17 protein-coding genes are annotated in these 17,154 nt (G+C 62.3%); 9 read left to right on the forward strand and 8 right to left on the reverse strand.

Features of this window, described 5'->3' with window-relative positions:
- The first annotated feature begins 186 nt into the window (after positions 1–186).
- Positions 187–618 carry a hypothetical protein gene (locus P0Y65_02780; protein WEK05199.1) on the forward strand — a complete coding sequence of 144 codons (432 nt, stop codon included), beginning with the start codon at positions 187–189 and terminating at the stop codon, positions 616–618.
- Positions 619–730: 112 nt separating this feature from the next.
- Here the strand turns inward: P0Y65_02780 and P0Y65_02785 are convergent, their stop codons facing one another.
- The 4 genes from P0Y65_02785 to lgt all read right to left on the reverse strand — a co-directional run bounded on the left by P0Y65_02785 (position 731) and on the right by lgt (position 4,469).
- Complete coding sequence (locus P0Y65_02785; protein WEK05200.1) at positions 731–1,663, reverse strand: ribose-phosphate pyrophosphokinase; 933 nt, start codon at positions 1,661–1,663, stop codon at positions 731–733.
- 126 nt (positions 1,664–1,789) lie between these two features.
- Positions 1,790–2,554 carry a peptidoglycan editing factor PgeF gene (pgeF, locus tag P0Y65_02790; protein ID WEK05201.1) on the reverse strand — a complete coding sequence of 255 codons (765 nt, stop codon included), beginning with the start codon at positions 2,552–2,554 and terminating at the stop codon, positions 1,790–1,792.
- Positions 2,554–3,636: an SAM-dependent methyltransferase gene (locus P0Y65_02795; GenBank protein ID WEK05202.1), complete on the reverse strand. Its 1,083-nt coding sequence runs from the start codon at positions 3,634–3,636 to the stop codon at positions 2,554–2,556. The genes pgeF and P0Y65_02795 overlap by 1 nt, the downstream gene beginning before the upstream one ends.
- Positions 3,633–4,469, reverse strand: a complete 837-nt coding sequence (gene lgt / locus P0Y65_02800; GenBank protein ID WEK05203.1) for a prolipoprotein diacylglyceryl transferase — start codon at positions 4,467–4,469, stop codon at positions 3,633–3,635. The genes P0Y65_02795 and lgt overlap by 4 nt, the downstream gene beginning before the upstream one ends.
- A 111-nt stretch (positions 4,470–4,580) precedes the next feature.
- Between lgt and P0Y65_02805 the strand changes: the two genes are divergently transcribed.
- From P0Y65_02805 to proC, 4 genes are all read left to right on the forward strand, one after another.
- Positions 4,581–4,835 (forward strand): accessory factor UbiK family protein, encoded by a 255-nt coding sequence (locus P0Y65_02805; GenBank protein ID WEK05204.1) that lies wholly within the window; start codon positions 4,581–4,583, stop codon positions 4,833–4,835.
- Positions 4,836–5,561 carry a metallophosphoesterase family protein gene (locus tag P0Y65_02810; GenBank protein ID WEK05205.1) on the forward strand — a complete coding sequence of 242 codons (726 nt, stop codon included), beginning with the start codon at positions 4,836–4,838 and terminating at the stop codon, positions 5,559–5,561.
- A 234-nt stretch (positions 5,562–5,795) separates the two neighbouring features.
- Positions 5,796–6,296 carry a YbjN domain-containing protein gene (locus P0Y65_02815; protein WEK05206.1) on the forward strand — a complete coding sequence of 167 codons (501 nt, stop codon included), beginning with the start codon at positions 5,796–5,798 and terminating at the stop codon, positions 6,294–6,296.
- Positions 6,293–7,117: a pyrroline-5-carboxylate reductase gene (proC, locus tag P0Y65_02820; GenBank protein WEK05207.1), complete on the forward strand. Its 825-nt coding sequence runs from the start codon at positions 6,293–6,295 to the stop codon at positions 7,115–7,117. Before P0Y65_02815 ends, proC begins: the two co-directional genes overlap by 4 nt.
- On the opposite strand, the gene P0Y65_02825 is transcribed toward proC, so the two are convergent.
- Complete coding sequence (locus P0Y65_02825; GenBank protein ID WEK05208.1) at positions 7,114–7,629, reverse strand: hypothetical protein; 516 nt, start codon at positions 7,627–7,629, stop codon at positions 7,114–7,116. The two genes, proC and P0Y65_02825, sit on opposite strands and share 4 nt — an antisense overlap.
- Before the next feature lie 168 nt (positions 7,630–7,797).
- Positions 7,798–8,007, reverse strand: coding sequence for a cold-shock protein (locus P0Y65_02830; protein WEK05209.1), 210 nt, complete (start codon positions 8,005–8,007; stop codon positions 7,798–7,800).
- Positions 8,008–8,476: 469 nt separating this feature from the next.
- On the opposite strand from P0Y65_02830, the gene P0Y65_02835 reads away from it, so the two are divergent.
- From P0Y65_02835 to P0Y65_02850, 4 genes are all read left to right on the forward strand, one after another.
- Positions 8,477–9,457: a methyltransferase gene (locus P0Y65_02835; GenBank protein WEK05210.1), complete on the forward strand. Its 981-nt coding sequence runs from the start codon at positions 8,477–8,479 to the stop codon at positions 9,455–9,457.
- A 53-nt stretch (positions 9,458–9,510) separates the two neighbouring features.
- Positions 9,511–10,527, forward strand: coding sequence for a low-specificity L-threonine aldolase (ltaE, locus tag P0Y65_02840; GenBank protein ID WEK05211.1), 1,017 nt, complete (start codon positions 9,511–9,513; stop codon positions 10,525–10,527).
- A gap of 93 nt (positions 10,528–10,620) precedes the next feature.
- Positions 10,621–10,896: an AbrB/MazE/SpoVT family DNA-binding domain-containing protein gene (locus P0Y65_02845; GenBank protein ID WEK05212.1), complete on the forward strand. Its 276-nt coding sequence runs from the start codon at positions 10,621–10,623 to the stop codon at positions 10,894–10,896.
- Positions 10,893–11,285 (forward strand): type II toxin-antitoxin system VapC family toxin, encoded by a 393-nt coding sequence (locus P0Y65_02850; GenBank protein ID WEK05213.1) that lies wholly within the window; start codon positions 10,893–10,895, stop codon positions 11,283–11,285. Before P0Y65_02845 ends, P0Y65_02850 begins: the two co-directional genes overlap by 4 nt.
- Before the next feature lie 68 nt (positions 11,286–11,353).
- On the opposite strand, the gene carB is transcribed toward P0Y65_02850, so the two are convergent.
- On the reverse strand, positions 11,354–14,668 hold the full coding sequence (carB, locus tag P0Y65_02855; protein WEK05214.1) for a carbamoyl-phosphate synthase large subunit: 3,315 nt from the start codon (positions 14,666–14,668) through the stop codon (positions 11,354–11,356).
- Between the two features lie 376 nt (positions 14,669–15,044).
- Positions 15,045–17,072 (reverse strand): methyl-accepting chemotaxis protein, encoded by a 2,028-nt coding sequence (locus P0Y65_02860; GenBank protein ID WEK05215.1) that lies wholly within the window; start codon positions 17,070–17,072, stop codon positions 15,045–15,047.
- Positions 17,073–17,154 lie beyond the last annotated feature (82 nt).

Raw genomic sequence — 17,154 nt, forward strand, 5'->3', positions numbered from 1 at the left:
CATGCCATGCTCATGGTCCGCGCCAAATCGCCCCTGCGGTACGATGTCATTGCCGGGAGGCGATACGGCTTGACGCAGAAAATGTGCCGCTGTCCGAGAATGTTAGCGCCTGACATAATCCCGACATGACCGGCTGGTCATTGACGATCACGGGCCCGTGTTTTGGGTCTTTGGGGACCATATTGAATGAAAAAGACGATTGTTATTGGCGCTGCCCTGTTTCTCGCTCTGGGCACGCCAGCCTTTTCCGCGCCCAAGTTCTCCTTCGGCGATGATTCCAGCGAATATTCCAATGATGGGGAATGCGATGACCCACGGTTCGAAGGGGCCGGCATGACGTCGACGCCGCTGCTGGAAGACGATGTGATGGCAGATGCATCTGACTGCCGGGCAGCCTTCGAAGCGGGCCGGTTGACGCTGCGCGGCATTGCCGACGACGGCACCGTGGATTTTGGCGACGATGCCAGCGAATATGCCAATGACGGCGAATGCGACGACCTGCGCTTCAGGGGCGCCGGCATGACCGGCACGCCCCTGCTTGAAGACGACGTCATGCATGACGCCACCGACTGCAAGACGGCCTATAGCAAGGGCCAGCTCGAGCTGAATTTGAAGTAGGATTGGTGGCGCGTCGGCCGGAGTGTCCTTCGGCCGCTTGTCCTTCGACCACAGATCTCACGGCCTGCCGGCAAAATCGCTTTACTGGAGCGATTTTGCCTGCGGGATGCTCTCAGTCAAAGAGACTGGATACACTCTGCTCACTCGCCGTGCGGGCGATGGCTTCGCCGATCAGGGGGGCGATGTTCATTCGGCGGATATTGTGCGCCGCCTTGATCGCCGGGGTTTCCTCGATCGAGTCGGTGACCACCAGTTCCTTGAGCTTGCTGGCGGCGATGCGCTCTGCAGCGCCGTCAGACAGCACGCCGTGGGTGATGAAGGCGGAGACTTCCGATGCGCCTGCCTTGAGCAGGGCTTCGGCGGCGTTGACCAGGGTACCGCCAGAGTCGACGATATCGTCGATCAGGATACAGGAACGGCCAGAGACATCGCCGATGATGTTCATGACCTCGGACACGCCGGCACGCGGGCGACGCTTGTCGACGATCGCAAGATCGGTGCCGAGGCGCTGGGCCACGGCGCGCGCACGGGCCACGCCGCCGACGTCGGGCGAAACGATCGTAGTGTTGTCGAGCTTGTAATTGTCGAGGATGTCGCGCGTGATGATCGGCGCGGCATAGAGATTGTCGGTCGGAATATCGAAGAAGCCCTGGATCTGGGCGGCGTGCAGGTCGAGCGTGATGACGCGGTTGACGCCGGCCTCGGTGATCAGGTTGGCGACCAGCTTGGCCGAGATGGGGGTGCGGCCAGTGGCGCGGCGATCCTGGCGGGCATAGCCGAAATAGGGCAGCACGGCGGTGATGCGACGGGCCGAGGAGCGGCGCAGCGCATCGGTCAGGATCAGCAGTTCCATCAGGTTGTCATTTGCCGGGAAGCTGGTCGACTGCAGGATGAAGACGTCTTCGCCACGAACGTTCTCGTGAATCTCGACATAGACTTCCTTGTCGGCAAAGCGCTTGACCGTACAATCGGTCAAAGGGAGCTCAAGATAGCTGGCCACAGCTTGGGCGAGGGCCCGGTTGGAGTTGCCGGTCACCAGCTTCATGGGCTCGATCCTGTCTCAACGGGTCCGGGGGAGGAGACCCTTCAGTTTCGCGGGCACCTTTAGCGAGTCATTTCCGGGGGCGCAACGCAACATTTGGATGACGTCAACATTTTGGTGAACGGGATCTCAAGCCAGCCCGATCACTGCCACCTGGCGGCCAGTCTTGCTGCCGTGATGGGTGGCATAGCGATGCGAGAAGAACCGGCCAGGATCGGCATAGGTGCAGGCATTGCGGGTGTCGATTTCGGTCAGCCCGACCCGCATGGCGTCGTTGTGGAGGAAGCGCGGCAGGTCGAAATGCTCGCGACCGCCGTCGGGAACGAAGAAGGCGCGCTCGGCATCGGCATTCAGGCTCAGTGCGTCGCGCATGAAGTCGGGGCCGACCTCGTAGTTTTCGCCGCTGATGGTCGGGCCAATGTCCATGGCTATGCGGCGGCGCTGTGCGCCCAGGGCTTCCATGGCGCGCAGCGTATTTTCGACAATCCCCGTCACAGCGCCCTTCCAGCCGGCATGAGCGGCGCCGATGACGCCGGCATGGGGATCGACAAACAGCAGGGGCGCGCAATCGGCCGTCAGCACGCCGAGCAGCACATCGGCGCGGCGGGTGACGAGACCATCGGCTTCGATCGCGGCGTCGGGCAGGGCGCCCGCTTCGACCGTGACCACGCGGTTGGAATGAACCTGCTTCAGGGTGACCAGCGGGCCGCCGGCCATGACATCGCTGATCAGGCCGCGATTGGCGCTGGCATTGTCAGCCGTGTCACCCACCGAATAGGAGACATTGAGGCTGGCATAGTCGCCGGCCGATACACCGCCCTGCTTGCCGAAAAAGCCGTGGCGAACCACGCCGGTGTCGCGAAAGCGCTCGGATTGCAGAAACGGTAGATCCATCAGGCAAATCCCGAAGGGAGAAGGCCGGGGCTGGCGGCACAGAAGACCTTGAACAGGTCGCCCATCTGGTTGGAATCGACAAGCCGCGCCCTGGCGCTGGCGATATCAGAGGCCGAGCCGGGATTGGCAACTGAGAGCTGCTTGGCGCGCTCTTCGATGCCCATGCGGGTCAGCCATTGGCCCTGGGTGGCCAGCGGTTGCACGGCAAGGCCCGCATTGGCGGCAAGGTTGCCCAGCGCTTCGAAATCGACATGGGCAGAGAGATCGGTTTCGCCCGGCGCGTCGAGCACATCGGCATAGCGGTGATCGCGCACGCCCTGCAGGGTCTCGCCGGTCTGGGTGCGGCCATAGCCATAGTCCACGGCCAGAATTGCGCCGCCCTGGGTCGAGACGATATGGGCGATCCGCTTCATCACTTCGCCACTGGCCAAGCCGATCTCGAACACGGCATTGCTTTCAGCGCTGGCGATGGCAGCGGGCATGGCACTGGCGGGAATGGGCGTCGGATTGAGGCCAAAGTTGCGCTTGCCTTCGGACAGGCCCACCATGCGCTCGTGCCAGCCATCACCCATGCGGACGAACTGGCGGATCGGCAGGGCGTCGAAAAATTCGTTGGAGATGACGATCAAGGGGCCGGGGCCGACCTTTTCGAAACTGTCGATCCACTGGGCGCCATAGGCTTCGAGCCGGGCATTCTGTTCTGCGATCAGGGCCGGATTGGTTTCGAACAGGCGCAAGTCCAGCGCATCGCGAAAACCTTCCGCCCGGCAGGCCACGCGCAGCATGTCGGCCATCAGCGTGCCGCGGCCAGGGCCGAGTTCGAGCAGGCTGAACTCCTTGGGGCTGCCCATCTGCTGCCAGAGGTTGACCACGAAGAAGCCGACCAGTTCGCCGAACATCTGGCTGATCTCGGGCGCGGTGACGAAATCACCCTTGCTGCCCAGGGGATCGGCAATCTTGTAATAGCCCTTGGAAGGATGAGTGAGGCACAGGCCCATATAGGAGGCGATCGACATCGGCCCGCTGGTGCGGATTTGCATGTCGATCAGTTCGGGCAGGGTGGGGTTGATCGTGTCGCTCATGCCGGCTGCCGCAATGCGCTTTGCTTGCGCGTCATGGCCCAGACGACGAGGCCGATGCCGCCGACGACCATGGGAACCGAGAGCACCATGCCCTGGGTGATCCAGGTCGTGCCATAGAGATAACCGAGCTGACTGTCGGGCAGGCGGAAGAATTCGACAAAGATGCGGCTCAGCCCATAGCCGATGCCGAAAATGCCGGCGACCATGCCGGGGCGGCGCAAGGCATAGAAGACGTGAGTGAAGACACGGATGACGAGAAACAGCAGCAGGCCTTCGAGAGCGGCTTCATAGAGCTGGCTCGGATGGCGGGGCAGGCCCAGCTCGTCGGAGGGAAAGACCACGGCCCAGGGCACATTGGTCGGGCTGCCATAAAGCTCGGCATTGATGAAATTGGCGATGCGGACAAGAAAGATGCCGATGGTGGAGACCGAAGCGATCAGGTCGAGACCGCTCAGCCAATTGCCATTGCCCTTTTTCCAGGTGAACAGCACCACGGCCAGCATCAGGCCGAGCATGCCGCCGTGATAGCTCATGCCGCCGTCGAGCGTGTTGAGCATTTCCAGCGGATTGGCCAGATACATGGGCAGGTTATAGAAAAGGATATAGCCAATACGGCCGCCCAGCACGATGGCGAGCATGGTCCAGAAGGCGAAGTCCCAGATGTCCTTGGCCGCGAACGGCGGTTCGCCCTTTTGCCAGAGCCGGCTATTGGCCAGCAGCAGATAGCCATAGGCGGCGCCGAGGCCGACGCCGGCCAGATAGCCAAGGGCATACCAGCGCACGGCGAATGGGCCGATGGCAAAGGCGACGGGATTGATATCGGGAAAGGGCAAATGCGGCTCCTGCGGCAATCGGCCGGACCATTGCCGCTTCGGCCTCTCTGGTCAAGTCGGGTCGCATGACCTAGATAGGGAAGGCAGAAGGCCGAACCAAGAGAGCATGCGATGAGCCAGAACAACAGGATCTTCGACGATCTGGGCCGTTTGATGAATGAAGCCGCCGGCGTTGCCGATGGCGTGCGTCGCGAAGTCGAGACCGTGGTCAAGTCGCAGGCCCAGCGCATCGTGGTCGACATGGACCTGGTCAAGCGCGAAGACTTCGACGCGCTGCGCGAGCTGGTCCAGGTCCAGGGCGAAGAGATCGATGCCCTGCGCAAGGAGCTTGCCAGCATCAAGGGCGCACCAGCCAAAGCCAAGTAGGTGCGCTTCGCCGTCATCTCCGATATCCACGGCAATGCTATGGCGCTGGACGCCGTGCTGGCCGATATCGCGCGGCAGGGCATCGAGGACATTCTATGCCTCGGTGACAATGTCAGTGGGCCGGTGGATCCGGCTGGCGCTGCCGAACGCTTGATGCGGCTGAGCGGCCCGTTTGTCGCCGGCAATCACGATCGCTGGACGGTTGACCTGTCGCTCAAGGGAAGCGGCAAGATCGATGCCTTCGCTCGCGGGCAGCTCGATGCGACGCAATTGGCCTGGCTCGACAGCCTTCCGGCCATTGCAACGCATAGCGACAGCGTGTTCCTCTGTCACGGCACGCCCTCCGACGACGAGGCGCCCTGGCTCGACCGCTTTTTTGATGGCCGAACCACCACGCTGCCCAACGAGGCCGACGTCGCGGCCGAGGCCAAGGGCCTCGACTACGAGCTCCTGCTCTGCGGTCATACCCATATGCCCCGCTCGCTGCGCCTGCTCGATGGCCGGCTGATCGTCAATCCGGGGTCGGTCGGCATGCAGCTTGTGCACGGCTCCCCCGACGCGCGCTATGCTGTCCTTGAGCGCCGCTCTGCCGGTTGGCACACCGTGCTTCTAGCCGTGCCCTATGATCACGCCGCAGCGGCGCGTCTGGCAGCGGCCAATGGCTTCCCGCAATGGGCGGCCTCTCTCACGAATGGCTGGGTCGGACCCGAGAGCCTGTCCTGGTAGGCAAAAACGCCCCGTTTCGGTGCAGTTTGGCTGTGTAAGTGGCTCTCGATGTTAACAGTCTGTTAACCGATGCGGCCTGATCATCCACAAGAGATTAGCGTCCGTGGCCTGCGCCGCGTCCCCTGAATCAGAGGGGAGGTGTAGGGTCATTTCATCAGGACGATTCGTAAGCCAAGTGCGTGCGGCCAGTTTCCTGCGTATCCAAAATCAGCCGGTTAACGGACGGAACCGTCTATGTCTCTTTTGCACGTCGAGCCCGATCGCAATGTCCATCCCGTGGACATTATCGAGCACATCGCTTCGATAAACGACTGGAACTTCGAGCGTCAGGACGCGGACGAGATTTCCATTTCCGTACGCGGCGGCTGGAGCGACTACCACGTCTCGTTCAACTGGATGGAAGACCTCGAGAGCCTGCATATCGCCTGTGCCTTCGACCTCAAGGTGCCGGAGGGCCGGCGCCATGAGATCAAGCAGTTGATATCGCTCATTAATGAGCAGCTGTGGATCGGCCATTTCGACATCTGGAACAAGGAAGGCGTGGTGCTGTTCCGCAATTCGCACCTTCTCACAGGTGGTGCCGACGTCTCGCCCCAGCAATGCGAGGCGCTGCTGCGCTCGGCCACGGATAGTTGCGACCTCTATTACCAGGCCTTCCAGTTCGTCGTCTGGGCCGGCAAGACCGCCGCCGATGCGCTGAGCCACGTGATGTTCGAGACGGTCGGCGAGGCATGACATCGTCGCTGGCGGATATCGGGCCGGTCATGCTGATCGGTGCCGGCAAGATGGGCCTGGCCCTGGCCAAGGGCTGGCTCGATGCCGGCCTGCCGCCGAACAACCTGCTGCTGGTCGATCCCAATCCCGGTGAGGGTGCTCGTTCCCTGGCGGAAGACCACGGTCTGACGCTCAATACGGCCGCTGTTGGCTTGCTGCCTAACGTCTTGGTGCTGGCTGTAAAACCGCAGATCATTGATGCGGTGATGGAAACCCTGTTGCCGATCGTCGGACCGCAGACCTTGGTCGTCTCGATTGCCGCGGGCATCGACATTGCCCGGCTATCGAGCGGTCTGCAGACCAGTCGCGTGGTGCGAACCATGCCCAATACACCGGCGCAGATCGGCAAGGGCATTACCGGCATGGTGGCTGGTGCCGATGTCGGCCCGCAGGAGCGGCAGGTGGCGGAAGCCCTGCTGCGCGCGGCCGGGCCGGTGGTCTGGCTCGATGCCGAAGGGCAGATCGATGCCGTGACGGCTGTATCTGGCTCCGGACCTGCTTACGTGTTCCACATGGTCGAGGCTTTGGCTGCGGCTGGGAAGGCGCAGGGTCTGCCTGATGCCCTGGCCGAGCAATTGGCGCGCCAGACGGTCATCGGTTCGGCAGCGCTGATGGAGGCTGATCCGTCCCCGCCATCCGTGCTGCGTCAAAACGTGACCTCGCCCAATGGCACGACCGCCGCTGGGCTGGCGGTCTTGATGGCTGACAAGGGTTTGACAGAGCTGATCGGCCGCACGGTCGAGGCCGCAAAGCGGCGCAGCGAGGAACTTGGCCGCGGCTAGTGGCGCGGCCTTGCGCGACGATCGCGCAGGTCCAGCAGGTGATCGCGGATCTGCCTGATCCATTCCAACATGGCGATGTCACCGATGCGCGTGAGCGCTTCCTCTGTTCCATCCAGGGCGAGGTGGGCTTGCAAGATGTCGGTGTCGCTGGTGACCAGGTGATCGCGTGCCAGATAGGCCAAGGCCAGATTGGCGCGGGCCGAGGCCCAGTTGCTGGCCGAGTCCAGCGGGCTATAGTGCTGCAGGGCTTCGATTAACAGCAGGCGGGCGCGGTCGAGCTGGCTGCGTGCTACGCTGGCATCGGTGTCCTTGCGCCGAGCCAGCATGACCAAGGCGGCGGCGAGGTTGGTCTGGATTTCGACATGGACGGGTTGTGGCAGGCCGGCCTCGAGCAGGCTGTCGAGCAGGGCGATGGCGGCGGCGAAGTCCTGTTGCTCGATGAGGGCGCGGGCGTCGGCGAGCCGGGCCGTGGTTGCCTCGTCGATGGTTGGTGCTTCATCTGTTGAAATCATGTCTATCCATCGACGATATCTTCGCGGCGGAATCTGGTAGTCATAATAACTATAGACTTATTGTGGCGTGTGATCCGATGTCGCGGTAAGTCTTGACTCGTCTTCAAGGTAAAGGGCGCGTCTCCTCCAAGCAGGCGCGCCCTTTGTTGGTTCTGTCGTCGGTTGAGCTCAGGAGGCTGTCAGGTTGTCGGCGGCAGATTTGCCGGTCCGCTTGTCCTTGACGATCTCGTAGTTGACCTTCTGGCCCTCATCGAGACCATTCAGGCCCGAGCGCTGAACCGCGGAAATGTGGACAAAAACGTCCGCACCGCCTTCGTCGGGCTGAATGAAGCCATAGCCTTTTTGGCCGTTGAACCACTTTACAGTGCCAGTTGCCATGATGCGCGTTCCCTCGTGCAGTCGCTGCTGTAGGCAGTCCCGACCCCAATTGGTCAAGACTTGGTGATATCGAGTATCGGAAAGTGACGTCAGCAGGAGCGAATGGAATTCGCAGGATCAGATCGGTCGGCCGCAATATTCGATCTGATGAACGTAGCCTGAAAAAATGGGCTGTTCAATATCTGTTTACCTAAGCCGAAACGCTCGCACCGAAGTCGCTCCGGTCGAGTGATTAATGAATATCGTCAAGTATTTGCGCCGGACGACTGGGTCCGATGCCGATGTGGAGGCGGCGGGAGGTGCCGCACTGGACTCAGATAGCATAGCGCAAAAGTGCCATCAGGGAACATGCACAAAGGTCGCAGTTGCATGGCCAGCATGCTGGACGACTTCTTGCATTTTGTCCGGATAAGGCGCACATGCCGGCCGCCAGACAAGGGGTCTGGTCACCCTCAGAGATCGTGTCGTCTTGACCAAGGCGTTTCATTCTTCCGGCGATGTGATCGCCGACCGTCGTGCCGGCTATGCAAAAATGCTGGCGGAGGGCGGTGACCATGCCGCGGCCGCAGAGCTGATGGTGCAGGCGCTTGAAATCACCCCAGAGTGGACAGCAGGCTGGGACCTGGTTGGTCAGTATGCCGAAAAGGCTGGCGATATTGCCGGGGCCATTTCTGCCTGGCGGCATCTCGAGGCGCTGGACGATGACGGCGTGTTCGGCGCCGGGTTGAAGCTCGCGGCCCATGGCGCCGGCACGGCAGCCGAGGGCACGGCGGTGAGCTATGTCGAGGCGCTGTTTGACCAATATGCGCCAAAGTTCGAGGCGGCCCTGGTCGACAAGCTCGGCTATCGCGTGCCCGATATGCTGGACGAGCTGGTGCAGGCGGAGATGGGCAAGCTGGGCATTGCCGGCTTTGCCCGCGCACTGGACCTGGGCTGTGGCACGGGGCTGATGGGCGAGCGGCTGCGCGGCAAGGCGGATTATCTCGAAGGCATCGACGTATCGGCGGCGATGATCGCCGAAACGGCGCGCAAGGGAATTTACGACAGTCTGCACAAGGCGGAACTGGTGGCTGCGCTCAACGGACGGCGGGCCGATACGGACCTTGTGACCGCGGCCGACGTCTTCATCTATTGCGGCGCCATCCAGCCGGTGCTCGCGGTGCTGGTGCCGGTGCTGCAGCCGGGCGGGCTGGCGGCATTTTCGCTCGAGGCACATGACGGGCCAGAGCCACACTTCCTGCGCCCCTCGCTGCGCTATGCGCATGGCGTGGAGGCGACGCGCGAGGCGCTGGTGAAGGCGGGGCTCGAAGTCCTGCGGTTCGAAATGGCAGTGCTGCGTTTTGATCGCGGGGCGCCGATCAATGGCATGCTGATCGTGGTGCGCAAGCCCATGCCGGGCGTGAACGCGGCCAATGATGGGCAATGCGATGACGGTGACGTCGCCGCCTAGCATCGACGCGACATGGATGGCACAAGGAAGGACCCCATTGCTTGAGTCCTTCCATGAACACCATCCGCCATGACTTCCGCTCCGACACCGTCACCCGCCCTTCAGCCGGCATGCGCCAGGCCATGGCTGAAGCCGAAGTGGGCGACGATGTGTTCGGTGATGATCCGACCGTCAATCGGCTGGAACAGCGGATGGCCGCCATGCTGGGCAAGGACGCAGCGCTCTATGTTCCTTCGGGGACGCAATCGAACCTTCTGGCACTGATGAGCCATTGTGGGCGCGGCGACGAATTCATCGCCGGGCAGAAGGCGCATCTCTACGTCAACGAGGCTGGCGGCGCTGCCGTGCTCGGTTCGATCCAGCCGCAGCCGATCGCGCATCAAGCCGATGGCACAATGGACCTCGGCGAGATCGAAGCGGCGATCAAGCCGGACGATCATCACTATGCCCGCACAAAGGTCATCGCGCTGGAAAACACCTTCGGTGGCAAGGTGCTGCCGGTCGACTACATGAGCCAGGTCGCCGAAATCGCGCAGCGACACGATCTGGGCCTCCATCTCGACGGCGCCCGCGCCTTCAATGCCTGCGTGGCCCTCGGCTTGGACATCAAGGCATTCACTGCGCCCTTCGACAGCGTTTCGATCTGCCTCTCCAAGGGACTGGGGGCGCCGGTCGGCTCGGTGCTGATCGGGCGGCAGGACCTGATCGAAAAGGCTCGCCGCCATCGCAAGATGCTCGGTGGAGGATTGCGGCAGTCGGGCATTCTGGCTGCGGCCGGGCTCTATGCCCTGGACAACAATGTCGCGTGCCTTGCCGAGGATCATGCGCGGGCCAAGCGGCTGGCTGAGGGGCTGGCGGCGTTCGAGGCGATCAAGGTCACTGTGCCGGACACCAATATCGTCTTCGTCACCATGGAGCGGGAACTGGAAGGGCAGTTTACTGCCTATCTGGCCGAAAAGGGCGTTGGCATCACCGGCAGCTATGGCAAGCAGCGCTGGGTGACGCATCTAGACGTGAATGACGACGCCGTGGATGGGGCGTTGGAGGCGGTGAGGGCGTTCTTCCGCTGACAGGCGACCGGCGGTGTAAGCTTAGGTCGGGTGACCTAGGCGCAGACTGTGCGGAGGTATATATTTCTGCCAAAGACAATCAGGAGGTTTGCGATGAGCAAAGCAAAGCTGTTCTGGGATGGACGATCACAGGCCGTGCGCCTGCCAGAAGAATTTCAGTTCGAGGGGCAGGAAGTCGACATTGAGCGCGTGGGGAACACGCTCGTGCTGAAGCCGGTTGTCGAGCAGGTAAAGGCTGACCTGGCGGAAGACGAATGGGCATGGCTGGATAGATTGCCGAAAGGCGGCTTCGACCAAGATTTCATAGACGCGACGGAGGAGGAAGGGGTGCAGCAAGAGCGGCCCGGCCTGGATAAGCTGTTCAAGTGAGCCTGCTGCTGGATACCAACGTCATCATCGGCCTCGTAAACGGACATCCGGGTATTCGGCGTCATGCGCGAGAAGCCACTGCATCCGCTGTTTTCCTGTCCGCGATCGTCGCGCATGAATTGGCCTATGGCGCCTATAAAGGCACCATGACGAAGCTTAACCTTCAGCGCATAAATGCGCTGCCGTTCCGCCAGTTGGCTTTCGAACATTCAGACGCGTTGGTAGCGGGCAACGTGCGGGCAGCTCTTGAACGACGTGGCACGCCCATAGGCAACTTCGATACATTGATTGCCGGGCAGGCTCTCGCCCGTGGCCTGACGCTCGTCACCCACAACACCCGCGAGTTTTCGCGAGTTCCGGGATTGCGGATCGAGGACTGGGAGGCTTGACCGATCGGGCTCGCCGAAATGAAAAAAGCCCGCCTTTCGGCGGGCTTTTGTTTTGGATGCGATCGGGATCAGGCGACTTCGAAATAGCTCTGTAGGGGACGGACCTGGAGGTTGCCCTTTTGCAGCGCCACGATGCCTTCCACGGCGGCGAGGGCGCCGTCGATGGTGGTGTAGTAGGGGATCTTGGCGAGAAGTGCCGTGCGGCGAATGTCGCGGCTGTCGGAGATCGACTTCATGCCGTCCGTGGTGTTGATCACCAGCTGCACGCCGCCGTTCTTCATCGAGTCCACGATATGCGGGCGGCCTTCGAGCACCTTGTTGATCTTGGTGGCGGCAATGCCGTTGTCGGTCAGGTAGCGCTGCGTTCCGCCGGTGGCGAGGATTTCAAAACCGGCTTCGACGAGATGGCGGGCCATATCGACGATATACTGCTTGTCGGTATCGCGGACCGAGATGAAGGCCTTGCCGCTGGTGGGCACTTTCTGGCCGGCACCGAGCTGAGACTTTGCGAAAGCCATGGCGAAATCGGTATCGAGACCAATGACTTCGCCGGTGGACTTCATTTCCGGGCCCAGTACCGTATCGACGCCCGGGAAGCGGTTGAACGGGAAGACGGCTTCCTTGACGGCGATATGCCTGTAGCTGTGTTCGGCGAGGTTGAAGCTTGCGAGTTCTTCGCCGGCCATGATGCGCGAGGCGATCTTGGCGATGGGCTGGCCGATCACCTTGGCGACGAAGGGCACGGTGCGTGAGGCGCGCGGATTGACTTCGAGCAGATAGATGATGCCGTCCTTGAGCGCATACTGCACGTTCATCAGGCCACCGACCTTGAGGGCGAAAGCGAGCTCGGTGGTCTGGCGCTTCAATTCCTCGATGATTTCGGGGCTGAGATTGCGCGGGGGCAGGGAGCAGGCCGAGTCACCGGAGTGAATGCCGGCCTCTTCGATATGCTCCATGATGCCGGCCACAAAGACGGTCTTGCCGTCGCAGAGTGCGTCGACGTCGATTTCGGTGGCGCCCGAGAGGTAAGCGTCGAACAGCAGCGGGTTGTCGGAGAGGACCGAATTGATCTGGCCGGTCTTGTCGTTGGGATAGCGCTGCAGGATATCGGGCGGGACGAGGCCAGTCAGGGTGTCCTGCACATAGCGCTCGAACTCATTGGCCGAGTGGACGATCGCCATGGCGCGGCCGCCCAGCACATAGCTGGGGCGGATGACCAGCGGATAGCCCAGACGCTCGGCGACGAGGCGGGCCTGTTCCAAGCTATAGGCAATGCCGTTCTTGGGCTGGGTCAGTTCGAGCTTGTTGAGGAGCTTGGAGAACAGGTCACGGTCTTCGGCAAGGTCGATGGCGTCGGGTTGGGTGCCCAGGATCGGCACGCCGGCCTTGAGCACGGCCTCAGCCAGGTTGAGCGGGGTCTGGCCACCGAACTGGACGATCACGCCATGCAGCGTGCCGTTCTGCTTTTCGGTCTCGAGGATTTCGATGACGTCTTCTTCGGTCAGCGGCTCGAAATAGAGGCGGTCGGACGTGTCATAGTCTGTCGAGACGGTTTCGGGATTGCAGTTGACCATGATGGTCTCATAGCCGGCATCCGAAAGGGCGAAGGCGGCGTGGCAGCAGCAATAATCGAACTCGATACCCTGGCCGATGCGGTTGGGACCGCCACCGAGGATGACGACCTTCTTGCGATCGGAGGGACGCGCCTCGTCGGCAACGGCATCGGCAAAAGTCGCCTCATAGGTCGAGTACATATAGGCGGTGGGCGAGGCGAATTCGGCAGCAGACGTGTCAATGCGCTTGAACACCGGGCGCACGCTGAGGCTGTGACGCAGCTTGCGGACGTCGGAGGGCTTGAGATTGGCGAGCTGGGCGAGACGCTTGTCGGAGAAGCCCATGGCCTTGAGCGAACGCAGGTTTTCGGCATCCTGCGGCAGGCCGAATTGCTTGACCTTGACTTCCATGTCGACGATGCCCTGCATCTGTTCGAGGAACCAGGGGTCGATCTTGCAGGCTTCGTGGATGTCTTCGAGGCTCATGCCGAGGCGCATGGCTTCGGCGACATGGAGCAGGCGGTCGGGCGTGGGGGTGCCGAGCGCGGCCTTGATGGCATTCTTGTCTTCGCCTTCGCCGAGGCCGGGGATGCCGATCTCGTTAAGGCCGGTGAGGCCGGTTTCGAGCGAACGCAGAGCCTTCTGCAGCGATTCCTGGAAGGTACGGCCGATGGCCATGGCTTCGCCGACCGACTTCATGGCGGTGGTCAGGCGGTTGTCGGCGCCGGGGAATTTTTCGAAGGCAAAACGCGGGATCTTGGTGACGACATAGTCGATGGTCGGCTCGAAGGACGCCGGGGTCATGCCGCCGGTGATGTCATTGTCCAGTTCGTCGAGCGTATAGCCGACGGCGAGGCGGGCAGCGACCTTGGCGATGGGGAAGCCGGTGGCCTTCGACGCGAGAGCCGAGGAGCGCGAGACGCGCGGGTTCATCTCGATGACGACCATGCGGCCATCAGCGGGGTTGATACCGAACTGCACGTTGGAACCGCCGGTTTCGACGCCGATCTCCCGCAGCACCGCCAGCGAGGCGTCGCGCATGATCTGGTATTCCTTGTCGGTCAGCGTCAGCGCAGGGGCGACAGTGATGGAGTCGCCGGTGTGGACGCCCATCGGATCGATGTTTTCGATCGAGCAGACGATGATGCAGTTGTCCTTCTTGTCGCGGACAACTTCCATTTCGTACTCTTTCCAGCCGAGCACGCTTTCCTCGACCAGAACCTCATTGGTCGGGCTGGCATCGACGCCGCTCTCGACAATGGCGAGATACTCCTCGCGGTTATAGGCAATGCCGCCGCCGGTGCCGCCCAGCGTGAAGCTTGGGCGAATGATGCAGGGCAGGCCGATGACTTCGAGCGCTTGCAGGGCTTCGATGGTGTTGTGCGCCAGCATGGAGCGCGGGGTTTCTAGGCCGATCTTCTTCATGGCATCGCGGAACAGTTCGCGATCCTCGGCCTTGTCGATGGCTTCGGCGGTGGCGCCGATCATTTCGACGTTGAACTTATCCAGCACGCCCATCTTGCGCAGCGACAGCGCGCAGTTGAGCGCCGTCTGGCCGCCCATGGTGGGCAGGAGCGCGTCGGGGCGTTCCTTTTCGATGATACGGGCGACCACTTCAGGGGTGATCGGCTCCATATAGGTGGCGTCGGCCAGGTCCGGATCCGTCATGATCGTCGCCGGATTGGAGTTTACCAGGATGATCCGGTAGCCCTCTTCCTTGAGCGCCTTGCAGGCCTGGGTGCCCGAATAGTCGAATTCGCACGCCTGCCCGATGATGATCGGACCCGCACCGATGATGAGGATCGATTTGATGTCGGTACGTTTTGGCATGGCGCTCGCTCAACTGTTCAAGTCTAGTTGGTCGCGCTGCCGAACCGAAAAAGTGGAAACCACTTTTCCTGGCAACGCTCCAGTACAGGACCGAGCGAGGAAGAATCGCCCGGACACACCTGTCCGCGCGGAACCCGCGCAGCAACTGAGCGCTGCGGCACGGGGAAGAAGGTCAGACATGGTGGTTAGGTGGGCTGTCTAACCGAAGAGTCGCGGGAAGGGAAGGGCGGAAAGCAGGTTAGGTACATGTCATGCGCTGAGCGGGGGAGTGCCTCGGGCTGGCAGCGCTTTCCGGAGGGTGCTCGCGGAGCGGATCCCGGGTTGATCCGCAGAAGGGACTGCCGGATTTGCATCCGGCAGTCGATGTCGTGGGGAATCAGAACTCGTCCCAGTCCGACGAAATGGCGGCATTGCCCTGGCTGAGATAATTCCGGGCCGTTGCCGTGCGTGCGGGCATTGCGACGGGGGCCGGAGCGCGCGACGGCGCCGACGCAGCGGCGCGTAAGCTGCCGGCGCCGCTGACGACGAAGACGTCGATGACGCGGTCCAGCTCGCTGGCCTGGGATTCGGTCTGTTCGATCGCGGCATTGGTCTCTTCGACCAGAGCCGCATTGTGCTGGGTCATCTCATCCATCTGGCGGACGGCGACGGTCACTTCATCGATCGCGGATGCCTGCTCGCGGCTGTCGCGGGCGATGCCATCCATCAGCGCCGAATTGGCCTTGATCGAGGTCAAAACGTTTTCGAGCTTGGTCGAGGCCTCGTTGACCAGCTTGGTGCCGGCGGCAACTTCGCCGGCCGAAGCGTCGATCAGAGCCTTGACCTCGGACGAGGCCTGGGCCGCCGACTGGGCCAACCGGCGCACTTCCACGGCAACCACGGCAAAGCCCTTGCCGGCATCACCGGCGCGCGCCGCCTCGACGGAAGCATTGAGGGCGAGAAGGTTGGTCTGGAAGGCGATGTCGTCGATCAGGCCGATGATGTTGGAGATCTTGGCAGATGACGCCGAGATGCGTTCCATGGCGACCGTCGTCTTGCCCATGACCTCGCCACCCTCTTCGGCAATGCGGCTGACGGACTGGGCGTTGTTGTTGGCATCGCGGGCACGGTCGGCGTTCTGCAGGACGGTTGCTGCAAGCTGTTCCATGGCGGCCGAGGTTTCCTCGATGGTTGCGGCCTGCTTGGTGGTGCGTTCGGACAGGTCGTTGGCACCGGATAGGATTTCGCCGGTTGCGGTCTTGATCGAGCGAGAGGTCTGCTTGAGCTGGGTGACGACCTGGCTCAGGGTATCGGCCACGCCATTGGCGTCGTTCTTGAGCTTGGCGAAGGCGCCGCGATAGTCGCCCTGCATGCGCACGGTCAGGTCGGTGCGCGATAGTGCTTCGAGGATGGTGCCGGTTTCGCTGAGGCCCTTGTCCACGGTTTCCACCAGCGCATTGACGCTGCTGCCGAGGCTGTTCAGTTCCGCATCGGGGAATTCGGCGTGGACGCGCTTGGAAAAGTCACCGGCAACCGCGGCATCAACCACTTCGCCGAACGCGGCCTGAAGGGCGCTCATCATGGCGCGGCGCTGCTCTTCGTCGGCCACGATGCGGGCGGCATCAGCTTCGGTCATCTGGCTGATGCGCATGCCGTTTTCGCGGAAGACTTCCACCGAACGGGACATGGCCCCGATCTCGTCGCGGTTGGCCTGATAGGGGACGTCGACATCATAGTGGCCGGCGGTCAGCTGATCCATGACGGCGGTGATGCGCGAGATGCGGCGCGTCACGGAGGAATGCACGATGTAGGCGGCGAGGCCGGTCAGCAGCAGGACCACGCTGCACAGGATGGCGAGCGTCGACACGATGGTCTGGTTGGTGTGTTCGGTCAGTGTGGCATTGCCATTGGCGATACGTTCGGCAAAGGCGGTGTTGTTGGCGCCGGCGGCTGCCGAGACAACCGGGAGCAGCGCATCGACCTCGGCCATGGCAGCCTGCATGCCGGCCATATTGCCGGCTTCATAGGCGGTGATGGCGCGATTGTAGCCGTCCTGCACGCCGCGCATCTGAGCGGCCAGGTCGTCCAGCGCTGCCTTGCGCTCGGGGACCAGTACGGCCGCCTGGGCCAGACGCTCGCTGGCGCCGGCATAGTTGCTGGCAATGCCTTCCTTGAAGGTCTGATACTCCTGGCTGGCGGGATCCAGCATCATCATGCGGGTTGCCCAGGCGTTGGCCGTCCACATGCCGGCGGCAAAACGCACGCTGAGGATGGCTGCGGAGGAGTCTGTGTCGACGAAGCGTGCGTAACGCTCGCCGGTGTCCTGGTAGCGCGTGGCGAGAAAGCCAAGGCCGGCCAGGGAGACGAAACAGGTCAGGGCAAGGATGGAAAAGAGTTTGGCTTTGATGCCGGGGGAGAAGCGCATGTATTCGGCCCCTCCTGGGGCGCAGAGTCGTGACGGTCAAGCCAACCGAGCGCTGCTCCTCCACATGCACCTGATGACGCGG

Origin of the sequence: Candidatus Devosia phytovorans (assembly GCA_029202405.1) — a bacterium.
GTDB classification, from domain to species: Bacteria; Pseudomonadota; Alphaproteobacteria; order Rhizobiales; family Devosiaceae; genus Devosia; species Devosia phytovorans.